This window comes from Microbulbifer sp. Q7 (genome assembly GCF_001639145.1).
Classification (GTDB): Bacteria; Pseudomonadota; Gammaproteobacteria; order Pseudomonadales; family Cellvibrionaceae; genus Microbulbifer.
Window position 1 is genome coordinate 906,065 of sequence record NZ_LROY01000001.1, and the last position, 18,204, is coordinate 924,268.

An 18,204-nucleotide genomic window follows, 5' to 3' on the forward strand; every position below is an offset into this window, starting at 1 on the left:
ACATCCTGTTTTTGAAGGTCCAGCAAAGGCATATCGCCAGCAGGATCTTCGCATCAAAAATTTGTACTTCGATATTGCTACGGAGTATAGAAATGTAAATCTAAGGCAGAGTGCCGGGCATTGGTTTTCGGAGGCGTCGCAAACAGGATGTTTGCGCCGCAGCGCCCAGGGATGGGTTCACCGCGGTTCCGAAAACCAATGCCCGGTGCTCTGCCGCCACCGTGCCGGCGAAAATGCGTACCACCAGGTCCGCCGGTGCCAGTTACTATTTTTCGAAGTAGGTATATCCACTCATGCTGGCCGTGTAAGTGTGCAAAATATCCTTGCGCTGCTGCGCGGTAATGCGCTTCTCTTTCACGGCCTTTTCTGCCAGCTTGCGGAAGCGCTCGAACAGATCCTGCGGCGAATATTCCACATAGCTCAGTACATCGGCGATGCTATCGCCGTGAATTTCACGGCTGTAATCCACACTGCCGTCTTCTTCAATACGCACGCTCACCACATTGGTGTCGCCAAACAGGTTGTGCAGGTCACCCAGCGTCTCCTGATAAGCGCCCACCAGGAAGGTGCCGAGAATATATTCTTCGCCTTCCTTCAGCGGGTGCAGCGGCAATGTCTTGCGTACGTCCTGGCGATCGATAAAGCGGTCGATCTTGCCGTCACAGTCGCAGGTAATATCCGCGATGATCGCCGAACGGGTGGGCGCCTCGTCCAGGCGGTGTACCGGCACCAACGGAAACAGCTGGTCAATGGCCCAGATGTCCGGCAACGACTGGAACACGCTCACATTCGCATAGTAAATGTCAGACAGTACTTCCGGCAGTGCCTGCAGGTCCACCGGTATCTGGTCGACTTCGTCGAGCAGTTTGCGAATTTTCTGTGCGCACTGCAAAAACAGGTTTTCTGCCAGCGCGCGATCCCGCAGGCTTACCTGACCGTGCAGGTAAAGCGCACGGATTTCGTCGCGGTAGTAGAGCCCATCGTTGTAACTCTCCTGCAGATTTTTCGCGGTAACGCTCTGCAGTGCATCCTGTAAATTTTTCAGCATTGGGTGCGCATCTTCGCCAATGCTGTCTTCTTCCAGCTCAATGGGTTCGAAGCTGGTGGTATCCAGGATGTTGAACAGTAGCACCGACGAATAGGCTACCGTGGCGCGGCCGGACTCGGTAATGATGACCGGGTGCTCTACGCCCTCGCTGTCCAGGGTGCCCATGATGGCTTCCACCACGTCCACACAGTACTCGTCCAGCGAGTAGTTCTTGGAGTGGGTGTAGTTGGTCTTGGAACCATCGTAATCCACCGCCAGCCCGCCGCCGAGATCCAGGTAACCCATGGCGGCACCTTCTTCCACCAGATCCGCGTAGTAGCGGCAGGCTTCCAGTACCCCGGTACGGATATCGCGGATGTTCGGCACCTGCGATCCCAGGTGGTAATGCAGCAGCTTCAGGCAGTGCAGCATGTTGTGGTCGCGCAGCTTGTCGACCATCGCGATCAGGTCATTACTGCCCAGGCCAAAAATGCTGCGGTCGCCACTGGTGGCGTTCCAGTAGCCGCCTACCTTGCTGGCCAGTTTCACCCGCACACCGATATTGGGCTCAACCTTTTCACGCTGGGCGCAGTGAATGATGGTGTCGACCTCGGAGGGAGTTTCCACCACAAAGAACACCTGCACGCCGAGCCGCTGCGCCTGTAGTCCCAGGTTGATGAATTCTTCATCCTTGTAGCCATTGCAGACGATCAGGGCGTCGGTGTTGTCGAGAATCGACAGGGCGGCAATCAGCTCGGCCTTACTGCCCGCTTCCAGCCCGTGACCAAATTCACGGCCGGCCCTGGCTATTTCTTCGATGACCTGACACTGCTGGTTCACCTTAATCGGAAATACACCGCGGAACACATTGTTGTAGCCACTGCTGTCAATGGCGCTGCGAAACGAGTTGTTGATGCGCGCTATCTGCGCGTCGAGCAGGTTCTCGAAGCGCACCAGCAAAGGCATGCCCAGGCCGCGCTCGGTGGCGCCGTGGGCAATATCCAGCAGGGATACGGCGTGCAAATCTCCGGCTTTGTTTTTGACTTCAACCGTGATCTCACCGGACTGGTTCAAATTGAAATAGCCGGCACCCCAGTTGCGGATGCCGTAGAGCTCTGCGGAGTCGTCGCAGGTCCAGTTTTCGATCTTTTGTTGTTTCATGGCGCCTTTTTAGTTGAAGTGTCCTTGGGAGTTCAGAAAGTGTATCCCGGAAAGAGTTCCCAGGTGCGTCAGGGGCGCGAATCTTGGGGCCAGTGTGTGTTGAAAGCAATAACTATAGAAAAGAAATTTTGTCTTTTTTCAATGGTTTAAATTAAATTTTTATTCGGTTTTTTGCTTTATTGCCGGTAGCGCGCCGCGGTGGCGCCACTTTCGTTGTCGGGTTGTTCGTGTGTGCACACAAAAAAAGCGACTCGAAGGAGTCGCCTGGGAAAATAACCGAATGTTGATTCGGTTGTTGGGGTTGGGCTTGAGTCTGAGTCTGAGCCTGAGGGGTAACCCTTGCCCGACTTCAGAAGAAGCCGGGGTTGTGCACCACCAGGTAGCCTCTGCGGCGGTGGTCCCAGCGATAGTAGGTATCGTAGGCAACGTAGTAATGCAGGCCGTTGAAGCTGACGCTCATTGCCTCCCCGGGCAGGGTGCGAACGAAGGCGCCGATCGGAGCCTCGGCCACCACGTATCCGGCACCGTAAGGGCGGTAGAAAATGCCGTCGCTGAAGTAGTAGCCCAGGCCGCCAAATGTCAGGCTGATGTAGGTGCTCGGCAGGCGCGTCCAGCGATATCCGTAGCCATAGTGTGCCGGGCGCCAGCGATGCTTGTGCGGACGATGGTGCGGACGATGCGGCTTGTGATGACCGCCGTGATGGGGGCGGCTCGGCAAGTGCACCGGGCGGTGGGGTTTATGGTATCCGTGACCATGTCCGTGCCCGTGCCCGTGCCCATGCCCGTGCCCATGCCCATGCCCATGCTTCTTGTGGCGACGATTCTTGTCGTAACGGGAGTCGTAGCCCACGTACTTGAGATACCTGTGGTCCTCTCTGCGGGTGCGGTCGCTCCTTCCCTGGTGATTGTTGTTGCCCTGATGATTGTTGCGACGGTCCTCGCGGGCATGCTGGCGGTCCTGGCGCCGGTTGAGCTCGTCCCGGCGTCTCTGTTCGATATCGCGCACCTTGATGTGTTGGTCGCGGTTTTGCTGCACAAACTTGCGGCTGAGGTCGTTGCGGTGGTGGCGATCGTCCCTGTCTGCCAGTGCCGGGCCTGCGACCAGCAGCAGGCTCGCGGTAGTAATGGCTGTAATCAGTGTTTTCATGGTCGCTCTCCACAGCCGCTGAAGCGGCCTGTCGGTGCCCTGTATCTCAGGCTTTCGTTGAATCTGGGGGCCAGTTTGCCCTGTGTACACTGAATCCTTCCTGAACCGGTCTAAAAAGGTTGTGCGATGAGGCGAAAAACCGAAGCTGACCAATGTTTTCAGGCTGGGTCATGCTATTTGTTCCACCCGGCGTCGGAAGGTAATATGCCGCCCGTGTACACCTCTGGCGGAACCCCGGTAATGCAAGTCTTTCACCATGTGGCCAGCCTGCGCGATGCGTTGGCAGAGGCCCGCCGCGATGGCAAGACCATCGGTTTTGTGCCCACCATGGGCAACCTCCACGACGCGCACATTGAGCTGGTCAAGCTGGCCCAGCAGCAGTGTGACCTTGTGGTGGTGTCGATCTTCGTCAATCGCCTGCAGTTTGGCCTGAACGAAGACTGGGATACCTATCCTCGCACCCTGCAGGAAGATATGGCGAAACTGCGTGCGGCGAACTGTGACTACCTGTTCCACCCGGAAGAGAGTGAGATCTACCCCAACGGCATGGACCAGCAGACCAAGGTGATCTGCCCGGCAATGACCGATGTGCTGTGTGGCGCAAGTCGCCCGGGGCATTTCGAGGGGGTGACCACCGTCGTGGCGAAGCTGTTCAATATCGTGCAGCCGGACCAGGCGGTATTCGGCATCAAGGACTTCCAGCAGCTGGCGGTGATTCGCCGCATGGTGGAAGACCTGTGCATGCCCGTGGAAATTGTGGCCGCCCCGGTGCACCGTGAAGACGATGGCCTGGCCATGAGTTCGCGCAATGGCTATCTCACTGAGGAGGAGCGCCCGAAGGTGGCGATACTCAACCAGTCGCTGAACTGGGCGCGTACGGAAATCGAAAACGGCCGGCGGGATTTTGCCGCATTGGAAGAGGAAGCAAAGGCGCGGATCAAGCACGCGGGTTTCAAGGTGGATTACTTTTCCATCTGCAACAGCAAGGACCTGCAGCCAGCGGCGCACGATGATCGTGAGATCACGCTGCTGGGTGCCATGTACACCAGCGGCGCACGTCTGATCGATAACGTTTCTTTGAGTATGTAAGTGGAGACCGTTATGCAGATTGAGATGCTGAAAGGCAAGCTGCACATGGCCGCGGTGACTCAGGCAGAGCTGTGGTATGACGGTTCCTGTGCGATCGATGCAAACCTGGTGGAGCTCGCGGGGTTACGCGAGTTTGAGAAAATCGATATTTACAACGTCTCCAACGGTGAGCGTTTTCACACCTATGTAATTCTCGCGGAGCGGGGCTCCGGCATTATTTCCATGAATGGTGCGGCGGCGCGTCGGGTGCAGGTTGGCGATCGGATTATTATTGCGGCCTATGCGCAGATGTCTGAATCCGAAGCCGATTCCTTTAAGCCCAAGCTGGTTTATCTGGATGAAAAGAACCGGGTTGAGCGTAGTACCAATACCATTCCTGTGCAGATGGCTGAGACTGCCTAATCTCAACTTCTGTGGTTCCATTTATTGCTAGCCCGGTGGCGGCGGAGCGTCAGCTATTGGCTTTCAGGACCACTGTGAACCCATCCCTGGGCGTTGCGGCGGCGACGTCCTGTCGCCGACGCTCCTGAAAGCCAATAGCTGGCACTCCGCCTTAAATTTATAGTGTTTGACTTCGTTAGCCCTATCCGATCAGAGCGCGGAAGTCGATGCTAAGGCCAAGCACCGGGTGCGGGTTTTCAGGAGCGTCGCAAACAGGAGGTTTGCGCCGCAACGCCCAGGGATGGGTTCACAGTGGTCCTGAAAACCCGCACCCGGCGCTTGGTCGCCACATGCTCTCCTTAGAGGGAACCCCGAGCCAAGGTTGTGACCCGATAACCACCCGCCTACCATAGGGCAAAAACCTAGGTAGGAATCCAGCCTCCCAATGTCATCCCTGACAAACCCCAAAACCAACGAACCCGTCGCCTGGGATCAGTTGTTAAAAAGTGGTTGCCGGATATTTCTCGGCTCTCACGCTGCCGTCCCCAATCAGCTGATGGCAGACCTGGTGGAAAACAGCCGGGGCCTCAATGACATCGAGGTAACCCACGTCTTTACCCTGTCGGATAACTTCTGGGCCGAGCGCAAATACGCGGAACTGTTTACTGTCAACGCGCTGTATATCGGCGGTACTGCGGTGCGCAACGCGGTGGCGGAAGGGCGGGCGGATTACACGCCGACGTTTCTCTCCGAAGTGCCCAAACTGTTCAGCGATCACGTGCTGCCACTGGATGCCGCTTTGATCATGGTCAGCCCGCCGGATGAGTTGGGGTACTGCTCACTTGGAGTCAGTGTGGATGTGGTGTCCTCTGCCGTGAAAAATGCCACCACAGTGATTGCCCAGATCAACCCGAGCATGCCGCGCACCAACGGACATACCTTTATTCACAGGGACCAGATACACGCCTGGATGACCGCCCGTGCACCCATCCCCGAATCCCCACCACCGGAAATGGACCAGGCGGTGGAGCAGATCGGGCAGTATGTATCGGTGCTGGTGGAAAACGGCTCGACCCTGCAGATCGGCATGGGCAAGGTGCACGATGCGGTGCTGCGTTATCTGGGAAATCACCAGGACCTGGGTGTGCATTCGGAAATGATCTCCGACGGGGTGGCGCGCCTGATGAAAAGCGGCGTTATCAACAACCGCAAGAAAACCTTTCATACCGGCAAAACTATCACCAGCTACTGTATGGGCTCCAAGATGCTGTACGACTTTGTCGATGGCAATCCGCACGTGGAGCTGTATCCCGCAGAGCATGTCAGCTCACCGGTCAAGATTGCCCGCAACGACAAGATGGTGGCGATCAACAGCGCAATTGAAGTCGACCTGACCGGACAGGTGGTTTCCGACTCTATCGGGCGCATGCTGTACAGCGGTATTGGTGGGCAGGTGGATTTTATCCGCGGTGCGGCTCTGAGCAAGGGCGGCAAGCCGATCATCGCACTGCCGTCCACCGCAAGGGATAAAGACGGCAACTTGATCTCCCGCATTGTGGCTTCCCTCACTCCCGGTAGCGGCGTGGTGACCTCCCGCGCGCACGTGCACTATGTGGTCACTGAATACGGCATTGCTTCACTGCGCGGTAAAAGTGTACGCGAGCGGACACTGGAAATGATCCGCATTGCGCACCCGGAGTTTCGCCGGGCCTTACTGGAAAAGGTGCGGGAATTTTACTGGGTGCCCGAGTACCAGGAGCAGGCGCCCACCTCGGTGCCGGAGCTCGGCCCGGTGGAGCAAAAGCGCTACACCTTCGGTGGCATTCGCTATACATTGCGCCCACTGCGCCCGTCCGATGAGCGCCGGTTGCAGGAGTTTTTCTACACCCACAACAAAGAAACCCTGATGATGCGCTACAACCACCATGTAACGCAGATGTCGCGGGAGAAATCGTGCAGCCTCGTGAGTGTTGACCAGGGGCGGGACCTGGCCCTGTGTTTCACCGACTACGACGGCGATCGCGAGGTGATCCAGGGAGTGGGGCGTTACTATTTTTACGAAGCGGACAACAGTTGTGAGGTGGCGTTTGTCATCAAGGAAAGTCGCCGCGGCAAGGGTATTGCCACCACCCTGCTGCAGGAAATGGAAGCGATTGCCCGCGCCCGCGGCATCCGCAAAATGTTTGCCTGTGTGCGCCGCGACAATAAACCCATGCTGGGGATTTTTGAGAATAATGGGTTTGTTTCCCGCAGGGGCGACAGCATGGATGAGCTCTACCTGGAGCTGGATCTGACCGGCATACCCAATAACGAAAACAAGGATTAAACATGGCTACCGTGGGATTTTTTACCAGCCCTGCCTGCAGTCAGCACGACATGGGGGCAGAACACCCCGAGTGCCCCGCGCGGCTCGACGCCATTCAGGACCAGCTATTGTCCAGCGGTATGGAATACGTCCTGCGCTTTTTCGATGCGCCCAAGGCCACACGAGCCCAGCTGGCACGGGTGCACACCCCGGACTACGTAGATTCGATTTTCGCCCGCGCCCCCAGTGAAGGCTTCGAGGTGCTCGATGAAGATACCCGCATGTGCCCGCAAACACTGGATGCGGCCCTGCACGCGGCTGGTGCTGCGGTGGATGCGGTGGACCGGGTGATCGCCGGTGAAGTGCACTCCGCCTTCTGCTCGGTACGCCCGCCCGGTCACCACGCAGAGCGCGACAAGGCCATGGGCTTCTGCCTGTTTAACAATATCGCCATCGCTGCCGCCCATGCCCGCGCGCAGCACGGCCTGGAGCGGGTTGCGATTCTCGATTTCGACGTGCACCACGGCAACGGCACCGAGGATTTTGTCGCCGGCCGTGAGGGCTACCTGCTGTGTTCCAGTTTCCAGTCGCCCTATTACCCGTTCAGCGGCACCGGTGAATTACCCGATAACATCGTCAACACCCCGCTGGAAGCGGGCGCCGAGGGCCGTGCGCTCCGGGACCTGGTGAGCAACCAGTGGCTGCCGGCACTGGAGCGCTTCAAACCACAAATGCTATTTATTTCTGCCGGCTTCGATGGGCACATCGAGGATGCCATGGCGCAACTGCGCTTTCGCGAAGAGGATTACCAGTGGGTGACGGAAAGATTGCGGGCATTTGCCGATGCGCATTGCGAAGGCCGCATCGTGTCCGCATTGGAAGGGGGCTACGCGCTATCGGCGCTGGGGCGCAGTGTGGTCGCACATCTAAAGGGGTTAATCGGTAGCTAAGCCGATCGAATAAGCAGGATCTGAAGGGGAGAATAAGCACCGGGTGACTGCTTTCATCAGCGCAGTTTTGAAAACAGCTGCCCGGTGATCTTACGCTACCGCGTCATTTTCTAGATATCGCCAGACTCAGACTTGCTCCTCGTAAATCGCATAAAACTTCTTCACCGAACCAATGGTTTCCCAGGTTCCCTCAAACCCTGCCGGAATACAGAACGCGTCCCCGGTGGACACCTTCTCACTGGTGCCCTCGGCATCGGTGATGATCGCCTCGCCGTCGATGATGTAGCAGAACTCATCTTCGCTGTACGTGAGTGTCCACTTGCCCGCATCGGAAGACCAGACCCCGCAAAAGAAGTTTTCCTTGGCATTGGTGAAGAAATGCTCGGTCAATTGCTGGGGCGCGCCCGCCAGTACCTTTTCCTTGGCGACGGGGCCTGCATCCCGCTCACCGCGGCCTTCCTGGATACGCAATAGTTTTACCGACATAGAATGCACTCCTGAAAAATGTGATCACTTTTTTCAAGGTATTTTGCACCGCGCGGGCAAAAAAGGCACGGGATTCCGGGTGCGGGCTGGGAATCGGCAATCGTGGCAGGCTATGATGGAGTAATCGAAAGAGTGACAGCGTTGTCATTTGTTCGCCGCCAGTGGTATAACTTGTCGGGATAAATGCCCCCGCATAGCGACCGGGGCACAGCGATGAACGCGCCATAGTGACTGCTCACTTACCTGAGCCGCTAAAGGAGGCGCTGCAGCCCGATAATTCTAATAAGGGAGAAAACAATGTCTGAAGTGCACATCTATCCCGTGCCGGAAAAATTTGCCGCCGATGCCCTCGTCCGCGACGAGGATTACCTGCGCATGTACCAGCAGTCGGTGGAAGACCCCGACGGGTTCTGGTCACAACAGGCCAAGGACTTCCTCCAGTGGAGCAAACCTTTCACCAAGGTTGTCGAGGAAGACCTGACCAAGGGGCACGCCGCCTGGTTTGCCGATGGCGAACTGAATGTCTCCGTGAACTGTATCGACCGCCACCTGCCCGCACGCGCGCAACAGACCGCGTTTATCTGGGAAGGCGATGACCCCGCCGACAGCAAAACCATTACCTATAGCGAGCTACATGAACAGGTCTGCCGACTGGCCAACCTGCTCAAGGCCCGCGGTGTGAACAAGGGCGATCGCGTCTGTATCTACATGCCGATGATCCCGGAAGCCGCCTACGCGATACTCGCCTGCAGCCGCATCGGTGCGGTGCACTCCGTGGTGTTCGGCGGCTTCTCCCCGGACTCCCTCAAGGACCGGATTCTCGATTCCGACTGCCGCCTGGTGATCACCGCGGACGAAGGTGTGCGCGGCGGTCGCAAAGTGCCCCTGAAAGCCAACGTGGACAAGGCCCTGGCCAAGTGCCCGGACGTGCACACCGCTATTGTGGTGAAGCGCACCGGTGCCAATGTGGACTGGGACAGCAAGCGCGACATCTGGTACGCAGAGTCTGTTGCCGAGCAGAGCAGCGAGTGCGCCCCGGAGCCGATGAACGCGGAAGACCCGCTGTTTATCCTGTACACCTCCGGCTCCACCGGCAAGCCCAAAGGGGTGCTGCACACCACCGCCGGTTACCTGCTGATGTCCACAATGACCTTCAAATACGCCTTCGATTACAAAGAGGGCGATGTGTTCTGGTGTACCGCCGATGTGGGCTGGATTACCGGCCACAGCTACATTGTTTACGGCCCGCTGGCCGCCGGTGCCATCTCGCTGATGTTTGAAGGGGTGCCCACCTACCCGGACGCGTCCCGCTGCTGGCAGGTGGTGGAAAAGCACAAGGTCAATATCTTCTATACCGCGCCCACCGCCATTCGCGCATTGATGGGCGCTGGTGACGACTATGTTACCCAGTGCGATCGCAGTTCCCTGAAACTGCTGGGCACCGTGGGCGAGCCGATCAACCCGGAAGCCTGGGAGTGGTATTACCAGGTGGTGGGCGACAAGCGCTGCCCGATCGTGGATACCTGGTGGCAGACCGAAACCGGTGCCCACCTGATCACGCCACTACCCGGTGCCACCACCCTGAAACCCGGCTCTGCCACCCGTCCTTTCTTCGGCGTGCAACCGGCACTGCTGGACGAGAAGGGGCAGGAGATTGACGGTGAAGGCGAGGGCGCCCTGGTGATGAAGGCCAGCTGGCCGAGCATGATCCGCAGTGTGTTTGGTGACCACCAACGCATGATCGACACCTACTTTTCTACCTTCCCCGGTTATTACTTCACCGGAGACGGCGCACGTCGCGATGCCGATGGCTACTACTGGATTACCGGGCGCATCGACGACGTACTCAATGTCTCCGGCCACCGCCTGGGTACTGCGGAAATCGAAAGTGCGATCGTATTGCACGAGGATACCGCCGAAGCCGCCGTGGTGGGTTACCCGCACGATATCAAGGGGCAGGGCATTTACTGCTACGTCACCCTGAAAAACGGCCGCGAGCCGTCGGAAGAGCTGCGCAAGGAGTTGATCGACCTGTGTGTGCAGGAAATCGGCCCCATCGCCAAACCCGACATCATCCAGTGGGCCCCGGGCCTGCCGAAAACCCGCTCCGGCAAGATCATGCGCCGTATCCTGCGCAAGATCGCGTGTAACGAGCTGGATTCGCTGGGGGATACCTCGACGCTTGCCGATCCCTCTGTGGTTGATGAGCTGGTGGACCATCGCGCCAACAAATAATTGCGGTGCTGAGTAACTGAGTGCTCTGTTTTGCCTCCTGCGGCGGCGGAGCACTGGGTATTTGTTTTCGAAACTGAGCTAGGCGCCTCCGTTACTACATCCCTGTAGGCTGCGTCGGCGACGTCCATGTCGCCGACGCTTTCGAAAACGAATCCCCGGCGCTCCACCTTCACTTCCTGGTTTGATCTTTCATAAGCCACCGCCACATCATTTTCGGCGAAAATATCCAAGATGGATGTCTCCGCACTACTTACGCAGACATTCGGTTTTATGCGAAGGGCAAGCGCTGGGAGAGGGTTTTCAGGAGCGTCGCAAACAGGAAGTTTGCGCCGCAGCGCCCAGGGATGGGTGTACAGCGGTCCTGAAAACCCTCTCCCAGTGATTGCCCGCCACCGCGCGAGATCAATAGGTACCACAGGTTAGCCACACTTGATTTGAACCAAGACAAAATCCCGATCCGGTGATTTAATGCCTATAAAGGTATTGGATACATCCCAGCAGCACCGGAGGCCGCATGCAGAATATTCTTGTTATTCTCGACAAGCCCAAGCACGAGCAAATCGCCCTGGAGCGCGCCCTTGAGCTGGCGCAGAAATCCGGTGCCAGGCTGCAGCTGGCCAGTTTTGTGTATGAGCCGGTCGCCTCTATCCCTATGCTGTCCGGGGCAGTGCTCGACGTTCGCGATCAACTCCAGACCGAGCGCCGCCAGTGGCTGGATGAGCTGCAGCAAAAATACACGCTCCCCGAAGGCTCCACCGCTGACGTCATCTGGCATCACGACATTCCTTCCTGGGCTCTCAGCTACCTCGCCGACAACCCCGTCGACCTGGTGGTAAAAACCGCCCAGAAACAATTTGCACGCGGCGGCTTCGGCTCCATCGACTGGCGCCTGATCGAAAGTCTTCCGGTGCCCCTGTGGCTCGCCGTTAGTACCCACTGGGTCAAGCGCGACCGCATCGTTGCCGCACTGGACCCCGCCGTGGAAAATACCCTGCACGTTGCACTCAACCAGCGTGCGCTCAAACTCGGCGAGCAACTGGGTAAGCTGCTCGGTGCCGAGCTCGAAGCCGTAGCCTGCGTGCCCGCTACAGACGAAATCAAAGACCTGGATGCCTTCCGCGAGCAGGCCGGTGCACTGTTGCAAACGATCGACCAGGTGATCGCCGACAGTGGCGCAGAGTGTAAGAAAACCCACTTTGTTACCGGCAAGCCGGCCGCCGAAGTCAATCGGGTGGTGGACCGCAACAAGGCGCGCATGATCCTGGTGGGGCGCGGTGTGCGCAAGGGGCCAAAAGGGTTCCTGCTGGGGAATACCGCCGAGCGGATTCTGGGCCGTGCCAATACCGATGTGGTTATTGTTCCCTGAGTTGGGCACTCACGACTCGATACAGACCCGCTATAAAAATAAGGAATTCCGAGGTGAAAGAACAGCAGTACCTCTGCGAGCACTATCGCTTTAACGCCGAGCAGCGCCTCAAGGCATTCAATTTTTTTGTCGTGTTATCGATGTTTGCGGACGGTGGAGTATTCACCGCCGTGGAAAAAGGTTTTCACCCCCTCATACTGGTGATGCTCGGCGGGTTTGTGGTGATTGTGTCCTGTGTTTTCTGGGTAATGGACCTGCGCAGCCGGGCGCTATTGAATCTTGCAGTGCCCGGCCTGCGCGCTATTGAACAGCAATTACCGGAAACGGCGCGCGTCTTCAGTCGAGACCTGCATACACAGCATCGTTTTATTCGTTACACCTTTGCCATCCGCGCCCTGATCCTGGGGCAGTTTATCTGCGGCACCGCTGTCGTGGTTTATGGCGCGCTTTCCTTTCTGGGGCTGGTCTGACGTCTCTTGTCCGGGCCGGCTCCCGTTATCCCCGAATTCTCCTCTCTCCTCTCTCCTCTCTTCTCTCGCTCTCCACTCTCCCCATCCTCTCCTGTGCCGGGCCTTCTATACTGATTTTCCGGAAACGGGATCCGATTTTGTCGCGCCAGGGAGAGAAAAAATGTTGGACCATATCGGGCTGATAGTGCACGACTACCAGCGCAGTAAAGCGTTTTACCAGTCCGCGCTGGCACCGCTCGGTTACGAGCTGGTGATGGAAATGGCCGGGTGGGCGGGCTTCGGCTGGGGTGGCAAGCCACAGCTACTGATCAAGGGCGGCTCCAGCACCGCACCCGCGGTGCATATCGCGTTTAGCGCCGAAGACCGGGAAACGGTACAGGCGTTTCACAAGGCCGCCATCGAAGCTGGCGGCAAGGATAACGGTGCGCCGGGGCTGCGACCGGAATACCATGAACACTATTACGGCGCTTATGTGCTGGATCCGGACGGGCACAATATCGAAGTGGTATGCCATATCCCTGCCGACGCGTTCTGATCTCAGCCTGCCACAGGTAAGCGCATGAAACTGCTCGCTATTCTCGCCGACGTAAAAGATGCGGAACGCGTTGCCGCCATTGCAGAGACCTGCGCGGCGGAAGAATTTCGTCTCGATGCCCAGGTTCCCAGCGGGCACCAGAGCATGCGCATGCTGGTGAGTGACGACAAGGTGCAGTCGGCGCTGGACCTGCTGGCACCGCTGGTGGAAGGGGTCGCCGGCGCACGGGTGCTGGTGATTCCGGTAGAGGTCTCGCTGCCCCAGCAGAGTGAGGCGGAGCGCAAGAAGGAGGACTCGGCACTGGCGGCGCGCGAAGCGCTGTATGCCACTGCGGAGAAGAGTGCGCGCCTGGACCGGGATTATGTGGTGCTGGTAGTACTCTCGACCCTGGTGGCGGCGATCGGGCTGCTGGAAGACAACGTGGCGGTGATCATTGGCGCCATGGTGATTGCGCCCCTGCTGGGACCCAACATGGCCTTTGGTCTGGGTACAGCGCTGGGCGATACGGCGCTGATGCGCAGCGCCCTGGCATCCCTGTCGGTGGGTGTGCTGGTGGCGACGGTCATCTCCGTAATAATCGGGCTAGTGTGGCCGTGGGATGCGTTCAGTGAGGAGCTACTGGCGCGCACCAACGTGGGCTGGGATTCGGTGGCGCTGGCACTTGCCTCCGGCGCCGCAGCGGCGCTTTCCATGACCACAGGCCTGTCGAGTGTGCTGGTGGGTGTTATGGTGGCGGTGGCGCTGCTGCCGCCGGCGGCGACCTTTGGCATGATGCTCGGCGCCGGCAAGTGGGAGCTGGCGGCCGGAGCGGGATTGTTACTGGCGGTGAATATCGTGTGCGTGAACCTGGCCTGCAAGCTGGTGTTCCTGTTCCAAGACATTGAGCCGCGCACCTGGTGGCAGAAGAAATCCGCGCACCGCTCGATGAAAATCTACATCACCGTGTGGGTAGTGACCCTGCTGCTGCTCTCCCTGGCCATTCATCTGCGCCACCAATTTAACCTTCAGTGATTGTGTCCCTCCGGGCCCTGCGCCCCCGCTTGTCCCTCGTGTTTCCCTTGTTTCTCGAGTTCCAGTTTCTCCGCTTCTAATCTGTCTACCTCGAGTCGCTCGAGTAACTGCTCCGCCCAGCGTATCCAGGTTTTTTCCGTTTCGATGCCAAGCAGCAGCGGCTGGTGCGCCAGCCACAGGCGCTGCTGCTGTTCCACAGGCCGGCTGTAGAACCGCTGGTTCTGGGCTTCGTAGGTGGCGAGCATCGCCCGGTGTTCCTGTAGATGCCGCTCTACTTCAGTGCGCAACTGGGTGTTGCTCAGGTGGTGGCCGGCGAACAGCTGGATCAGAAACGGCTCGCGGATTTTCTGTGCGGCAGCGGGCTTGGCCGCCCACTCCGCCAGGGCGGTGCGCCCGGCTGCGGTGAGCGAATACACCTTTTTATCTGGCCGCCCGTCCTGGGGCTGCTCGGCGCAGTCCAGCAGGCCTTCCCCGTGCAGTTTGTGCAGCTCGCGGTACATCTGCTGGTGGCTAGCGCTCCAGAAGTAGCTGACGCTGCGCTCGAAGCGCCGTTTGAGGTCGTAGCCACTGCCGGGCTCGATGTCCAGCAGGGTCAGTACGGCAAATCTCAGTGACATGATTCTGTTGCTTTCGCCGGGTTGAGGAGAGCGCGCGGCGCCCGGGCTCCAAGCCGCTATGCAAGTAGTTGCATAGCGGTGCGGCCGTTTGCGCAGTGTAATCCCTGGCGGCCCAGACGGCACGGGGTAGGTGCGCGGAATCGCGCGGCGGGAAAAGGGGAGGCGCAGCGGAAATTCAGTTTTATTAGTGTGACTATTTCGTCATATCTAATTGTTTAGGATGTCTATGCATAATTTAATTAAAATTTAATCTTGCGAGCCTAGCATTTCCATTTTTTGTGGATATAATCGCCGGCGCCACCAAAAGTGGCTGAATAATGTCCAGAAGCAATTTCGGCCGGTTACCCTCCGGTCGTATATCGGGTCCTTGTTAGCATGTCACCGCAATCCCTGTCTCAGGCTACCGAAGCCATCCCCGTTTCCCCGCCCGTCATGGTGTGGGAAGACGAGCAGCCTGTTGAGACCAAGCAGTCCACCAATACACAGCTCAATGCGCGGCAGAACCGCCGCACCCGGCGGGATGAATGGCTGCTGGATGTGTTCGCCATGAACAGCTTTTCCTGGGTGATTGCGATCCCCATCGAGCTGTTGCTGGCGGGAATGAGCTGGCGTGAGCATATTCAGGTACGCCTGCTGGCGGTGGTCTTCAATACCCTGATTGCGCGTCCGTTCAGCATCTATCGCAACTGGGTTGTGGCGCGATTCGGGGGCGGTGGCGTTGTGCACAATTACGCGGTCGATACCTTCGTGTTTCTTAGTTTTCAGTTGCCCCTGTATACCCTGAACATGATTCTGGGCGGCGCATCTGCCGGAGAAATCGCTACAGCCTGTCTCACGTTCGTCATGATTGCCGGCGCGCTCGGCCGCCCCTATGGCATGTACCTCGACTGTCTGCGCCGTCTGTGGCTGAATAGGCGTCCGGCGGCAGACACCTGCTCTGCCGGCTGAGCGATTTTTCCTGTAACAGCGTGGGGCGGGGTTTCCCGGTATGCAGAACAAGCACATAGAAAACAACGGCATACAGAGTGATATGGCCGCTATCGGGGTCATTGCCGGTACCGCCACGGATACCCGCTTCGGTCTGGAATTTCTGGCCGCCCGCAATGTGCCAGGCATGGGCCTCGCCATCTCCAGTTCACCGCAGGCCCAGACCCAGTTGCAGGCGCTGGGGCGCAGCGAGCTTACCGCGCAGCTGATCCAGGCAATCGAGCGCTTGCAGAATGCAGGGGCGGGTGCGGCAATGATCTACTGCAACTCCCTTTCCGGTGCGGTGGATATGGTGGCGGTGCGCTCGGCTGCGGCGATCCCGGTGATTTCACCGCTGGATGTGTATGCGGAGCTAACCCAGCGCTACCGGAACTTTGGCCTGCTGGCGGCGAACTGCCAGAGCTGCGCCAACATTGAACGGGAAATCCTGTCTGGTAACCCTTCCGCCAAAGTCATTGGCATCGGCAACCTGCAGATTGTGGAAGACATCGAGGACGGTATGCCGGCTGCGACGATCGTACGGCAGCATGCACTGGATGACCTGGCCGCGGCGCTGGTGAAAAGTGGCGTACAGATTCTTATCCTCGGTTGTACCCATTTCGACTACTTTTATGAGGAGCTGCTGTTGCACTGCGATGGAACACGGCTGTTCCTGCCTTCCGAGCGAATGCTGGCAATTTTGCAGGAGCGGGCCGTCCAGGCCGCGTAATAGTTGATCGATTCAACTGGTACGGGTGTCTATTTGCGCCTTATGCCGCATTTTCACACTGTATTTTCTGCCAAATGGCGTAAAATAGTCTTGTTCATGCTCCGGGGTTGGAGTATCAATCGCGCGAGCAAGCGCTCACAAATAATCGGATAGGCTGCCCGGCGTTCACCCGCGGGGGTTTGCAGTAGGCAGGTTAAGCCGTCCGACCGGGTCGCAGGAATGACCCGGTACATAATTGGTTTTCAAGGATGAATACAGCCATGACCGTATACGGCTCCACCAGTCGTTCCCTGTTCCGTTCCTTCGATTTCGGCAAGTCCGCGCGCACGTGGCCCGCTCCCGTCCTTCTGTTGCCGCTGTTCGCTCTCCCGCTGCCGGCCTTTGCGTTTCCCGGTGAGGGGCTGTTGCTGGATACGCAGGTACCCCTGATCTGGGTATTGCTACTGGCCCTCGCCACCGCGGCCTTTGCCATTGCCTGGACGGTAGCCACTGCCAAAACCCGCGCTGCGCTGGACGCCGGGGCCGCGCAGGCGACGGACCTGCAGGCAGAAAATGCCAAGTTGTTTCGTCAGGTGCAGTCGCGGGTACACGAGCTGATGACGCGCGACAAACTGCTGGAAGAAGCCAAGGCCGAGGCGGAGCAGATGCGCGAGGAGCATTGCGACTTTCTCTCGATTACCGGCCACCGCATGCGCAAGCCCCTGGAAACCCTGGTGAGCACCATGAACCTGCTCTCCCGCGGTGCCGACGGTGAAGCACGCCAGTTGGCAGAAGCCGCTCTGGGGCAGTGCCGACAGCTGCGCAGCGGTATCGAGGATATCCAGCGCGCCGGGCAGGTTTCCGGGCAGGCGGTGCCGGCGACCGCGTCCCGGGATGGCGCCCAGCGGGAGCTGGAGATTCTCCTGGTCGAAAACGACACGCATCCCTCCTTGCGCACTCGCCTGGAGGCCCACGGCCATCGGGTGCGCCGGGAGACCAACGGCGTTGACGGCGCCGACGCCGCCCTGCGTGGCAAGTTCGACCTGGTGCTGGTCGACGTGCGTTTGCCGCTGATCGATGGAGTGGAAACGGCGCGCAAGATCCGCGGTGATTACGGTAACAAAGACCTGCTGATCTTCGGCATGCTGCCGGATCTGCGTAAAGGGGATAAAGAGCGTTACCTGGAGCGCGGTCTGAGTGGGGTCCTCCCGGTACCTGCCAGCGACCCTCAGTTGTTGCAGTTGTTGAGCTGGGTGGAGCAGAAAACACGCGAATCGGCACCAGCGGGTAAATCCACACGGGCCGCCAAGATGCTGAATGCGAGCACGCTGGAGCGCCAGCGGGACACCCTCGGACATCTGGCATTTGCCGAGTTGCTGGGGGACCGCCTGGCCAATATGCCGAAGAAGATCACCGCCTTCACCAGCTCGCTCACCGGACGCCACTGGCTCGATGCGCAACATCAGGCACAGGCGATTGCCGCCGAGGCCGAAAGCGTGGGCCTGGAGGTGGTAGCGAGTCGCCTGAAGGCGCTGGCGGCACGGCTGTCCATCGACAGCGAGCGAGATTACTGTCGCCACCAGCGCACGGAAATTCTGGGCCTGATGCGGACGTCCATCCAGCAACTGAAATCCTGGCGGGAGAAAAATGTCCACACCGAGTGGGCCCTGAGATAGGCGCCGTGGTTGTTGCGACAATGTGTCGCTGGGCAGCGTTATATTCGGCGTGGTTTGGGCTTACACTAGCGGC

The 18,204-nt window shown here is 58.7% G+C and carries 16 protein-coding genes; 12 read left to right on the plus strand and 4 right to left on the minus strand.

Annotation, left to right across the window (positions count from 1 at the left end):
• Nucleotides 1-265: 265 nt before the first annotated feature.
• Nucleotides 266-2,188 carry a biosynthetic arginine decarboxylase gene (gene speA, locus AU182_RS03620; protein WP_066960740.1) on the minus strand — a complete coding sequence of 641 codons (1,923 nt, stop codon included), beginning with the start codon at nt 2,186-2,188 and terminating at the stop codon, nt 266-268.
• Between the two features lie 349 nt (nt 2,189-2,537).
• The gene (locus AU182_RS03625) at nt 2,538-3,335 is read right to left on the minus strand and encodes a DUF6515 family protein (RefSeq protein ID WP_066960743.1); all 798 of its coding nucleotides are present in this window, start codon (nt 3,333-3,335) and stop codon (nt 2,538-2,540) included.
• Nucleotides 3,336-3,575: 240 nt separating this feature from the next.
• Here AU182_RS03625 and panC point away from each other — a divergent pair, with 240 nt between their 5' ends.
• The 4 genes from panC to AU182_RS03645 all read left to right on the plus strand — a co-directional run bounded on the left by panC (nt 3,576) and on the right by AU182_RS03645 (nt 8,060).
• The gene (gene panC, locus AU182_RS03630) at nt 3,576-4,424 is read left to right on the plus strand and encodes a pantoate--beta-alanine ligase (protein ID WP_066960746.1); all 849 of its coding nucleotides are present in this window, start codon (nt 3,576-3,578) and stop codon (nt 4,422-4,424) included.
• A gap of 12 nt (nt 4,425-4,436) precedes the next feature.
• The gene (panD, locus tag AU182_RS03635) at nt 4,437-4,826 is read left to right on the plus strand and encodes an aspartate 1-decarboxylase (protein ID WP_066960749.1); all 390 of its coding nucleotides are present in this window, start codon (nt 4,437-4,439) and stop codon (nt 4,824-4,826) included.
• 424 nt (nt 4,827-5,250) lie between these two features.
• Nucleotides 5,251-7,131: a bifunctional acetyl-CoA hydrolase/transferase family protein/GNAT family N-acetyltransferase gene (locus AU182_RS03640; RefSeq protein ID WP_066960752.1), complete on the plus strand. Its 1,881-nt coding sequence runs from the start codon at nt 5,251-5,253 to the stop codon at nt 7,129-7,131.
• 2 nt (nt 7,132-7,133) lie between these two features.
• Nucleotides 7,134-8,060 carry a histone deacetylase family protein gene (locus tag AU182_RS03645; RefSeq protein ID WP_066960755.1) on the plus strand — a complete coding sequence of 309 codons (927 nt, stop codon included), beginning with the start codon at nt 7,134-7,136 and terminating at the stop codon, nt 8,058-8,060.
• 126 nt (nt 8,061-8,186) lie between these two features.
• On the opposite strand, the gene AU182_RS03650 is transcribed toward AU182_RS03645, so the two are convergent.
• Entirely contained in the window at nt 8,187-8,546 is a 360-nt protein-coding gene (locus tag AU182_RS03650; protein WP_066960757.1) for a cupin domain-containing protein, read from the minus strand.
• Between the two features lie 297 nt (nt 8,547-8,843).
• Here AU182_RS03650 and acs point away from each other — a divergent pair, with 297 nt between their 5' ends.
• The 5 genes from acs (at nt 8,844) to AU182_RS03675 (ending at nt 14,163) form a co-directional block, all read left to right on the plus strand.
• Nucleotides 8,844-10,781, plus strand: a complete 1,938-nt coding sequence (gene acs / locus AU182_RS03655) for an acetate--CoA ligase (RefSeq protein WP_066960759.1) — start codon at nt 8,844-8,846, stop codon at nt 10,779-10,781.
• A gap of 514 nt (nt 10,782-11,295) precedes the next feature.
• A complete protein-coding gene (locus tag AU182_RS03660; RefSeq protein WP_066960761.1) occupies nt 11,296-12,147 on the plus strand; it encodes a universal stress protein in 852 nt (283 codons plus the stop codon).
• Nucleotides 12,148-12,200: 53 nt separating this feature from the next.
• Nucleotides 12,201-12,617 carry a hypothetical protein gene (locus tag AU182_RS03665; protein ID WP_066960763.1) on the plus strand — a complete coding sequence of 139 codons (417 nt, stop codon included), beginning with the start codon at nt 12,201-12,203 and terminating at the stop codon, nt 12,615-12,617.
• Between the two features lie 160 nt (nt 12,618-12,777).
• A complete protein-coding gene (locus AU182_RS03670) occupies nt 12,778-13,152 on the plus strand; it encodes a VOC family protein (protein ID WP_066960766.1) in 375 nt (124 codons plus the stop codon).
• Nucleotides 13,153-13,176: 24 nt separating this feature from the next.
• Nucleotides 13,177-14,163 (plus strand): TIGR00341 family protein, encoded by a 987-nt coding sequence (locus tag AU182_RS03675; protein WP_066960768.1) that lies wholly within the window; start codon nt 13,177-13,179, stop codon nt 14,161-14,163.
• Here AU182_RS03675 and AU182_RS03680 read toward each other — a convergent pair.
• Complete coding sequence (locus AU182_RS03680; RefSeq protein WP_066960770.1) at nt 14,157-14,780, minus strand: PadR family transcriptional regulator; 624 nt, start codon at nt 14,778-14,780, stop codon at nt 14,157-14,159. The two genes, AU182_RS03675 and AU182_RS03680, sit on opposite strands and share 7 nt — an antisense overlap.
• Before the next feature lie 375 nt (nt 14,781-15,155).
• On the opposite strand from AU182_RS03680, the gene alaE reads away from it, so the two are divergent.
• From alaE to AU182_RS03695, 3 genes are all read left to right on the plus strand, one after another.
• Complete coding sequence (gene alaE / locus AU182_RS03685) at nt 15,156-15,728, plus strand: L-alanine exporter AlaE (protein WP_066960772.1); 573 nt, start codon at nt 15,156-15,158, stop codon at nt 15,726-15,728.
• Nucleotides 15,729-15,768: 40 nt separating this feature from the next.
• Nucleotides 15,769-16,476: an aspartate/glutamate racemase family protein gene (locus AU182_RS03690; protein ID WP_066960775.1), complete on the plus strand. Its 708-nt coding sequence runs from the start codon at nt 15,769-15,771 to the stop codon at nt 16,474-16,476.
• A 248-nt stretch (nt 16,477-16,724) separates the two neighbouring features.
• Complete coding sequence (locus AU182_RS03695; RefSeq protein ID WP_066960777.1) at nt 16,725-18,131, plus strand: response regulator; 1,407 nt, start codon at nt 16,725-16,727, stop codon at nt 18,129-18,131.
• Nucleotides 18,132-18,204 lie beyond the last annotated feature (73 nt).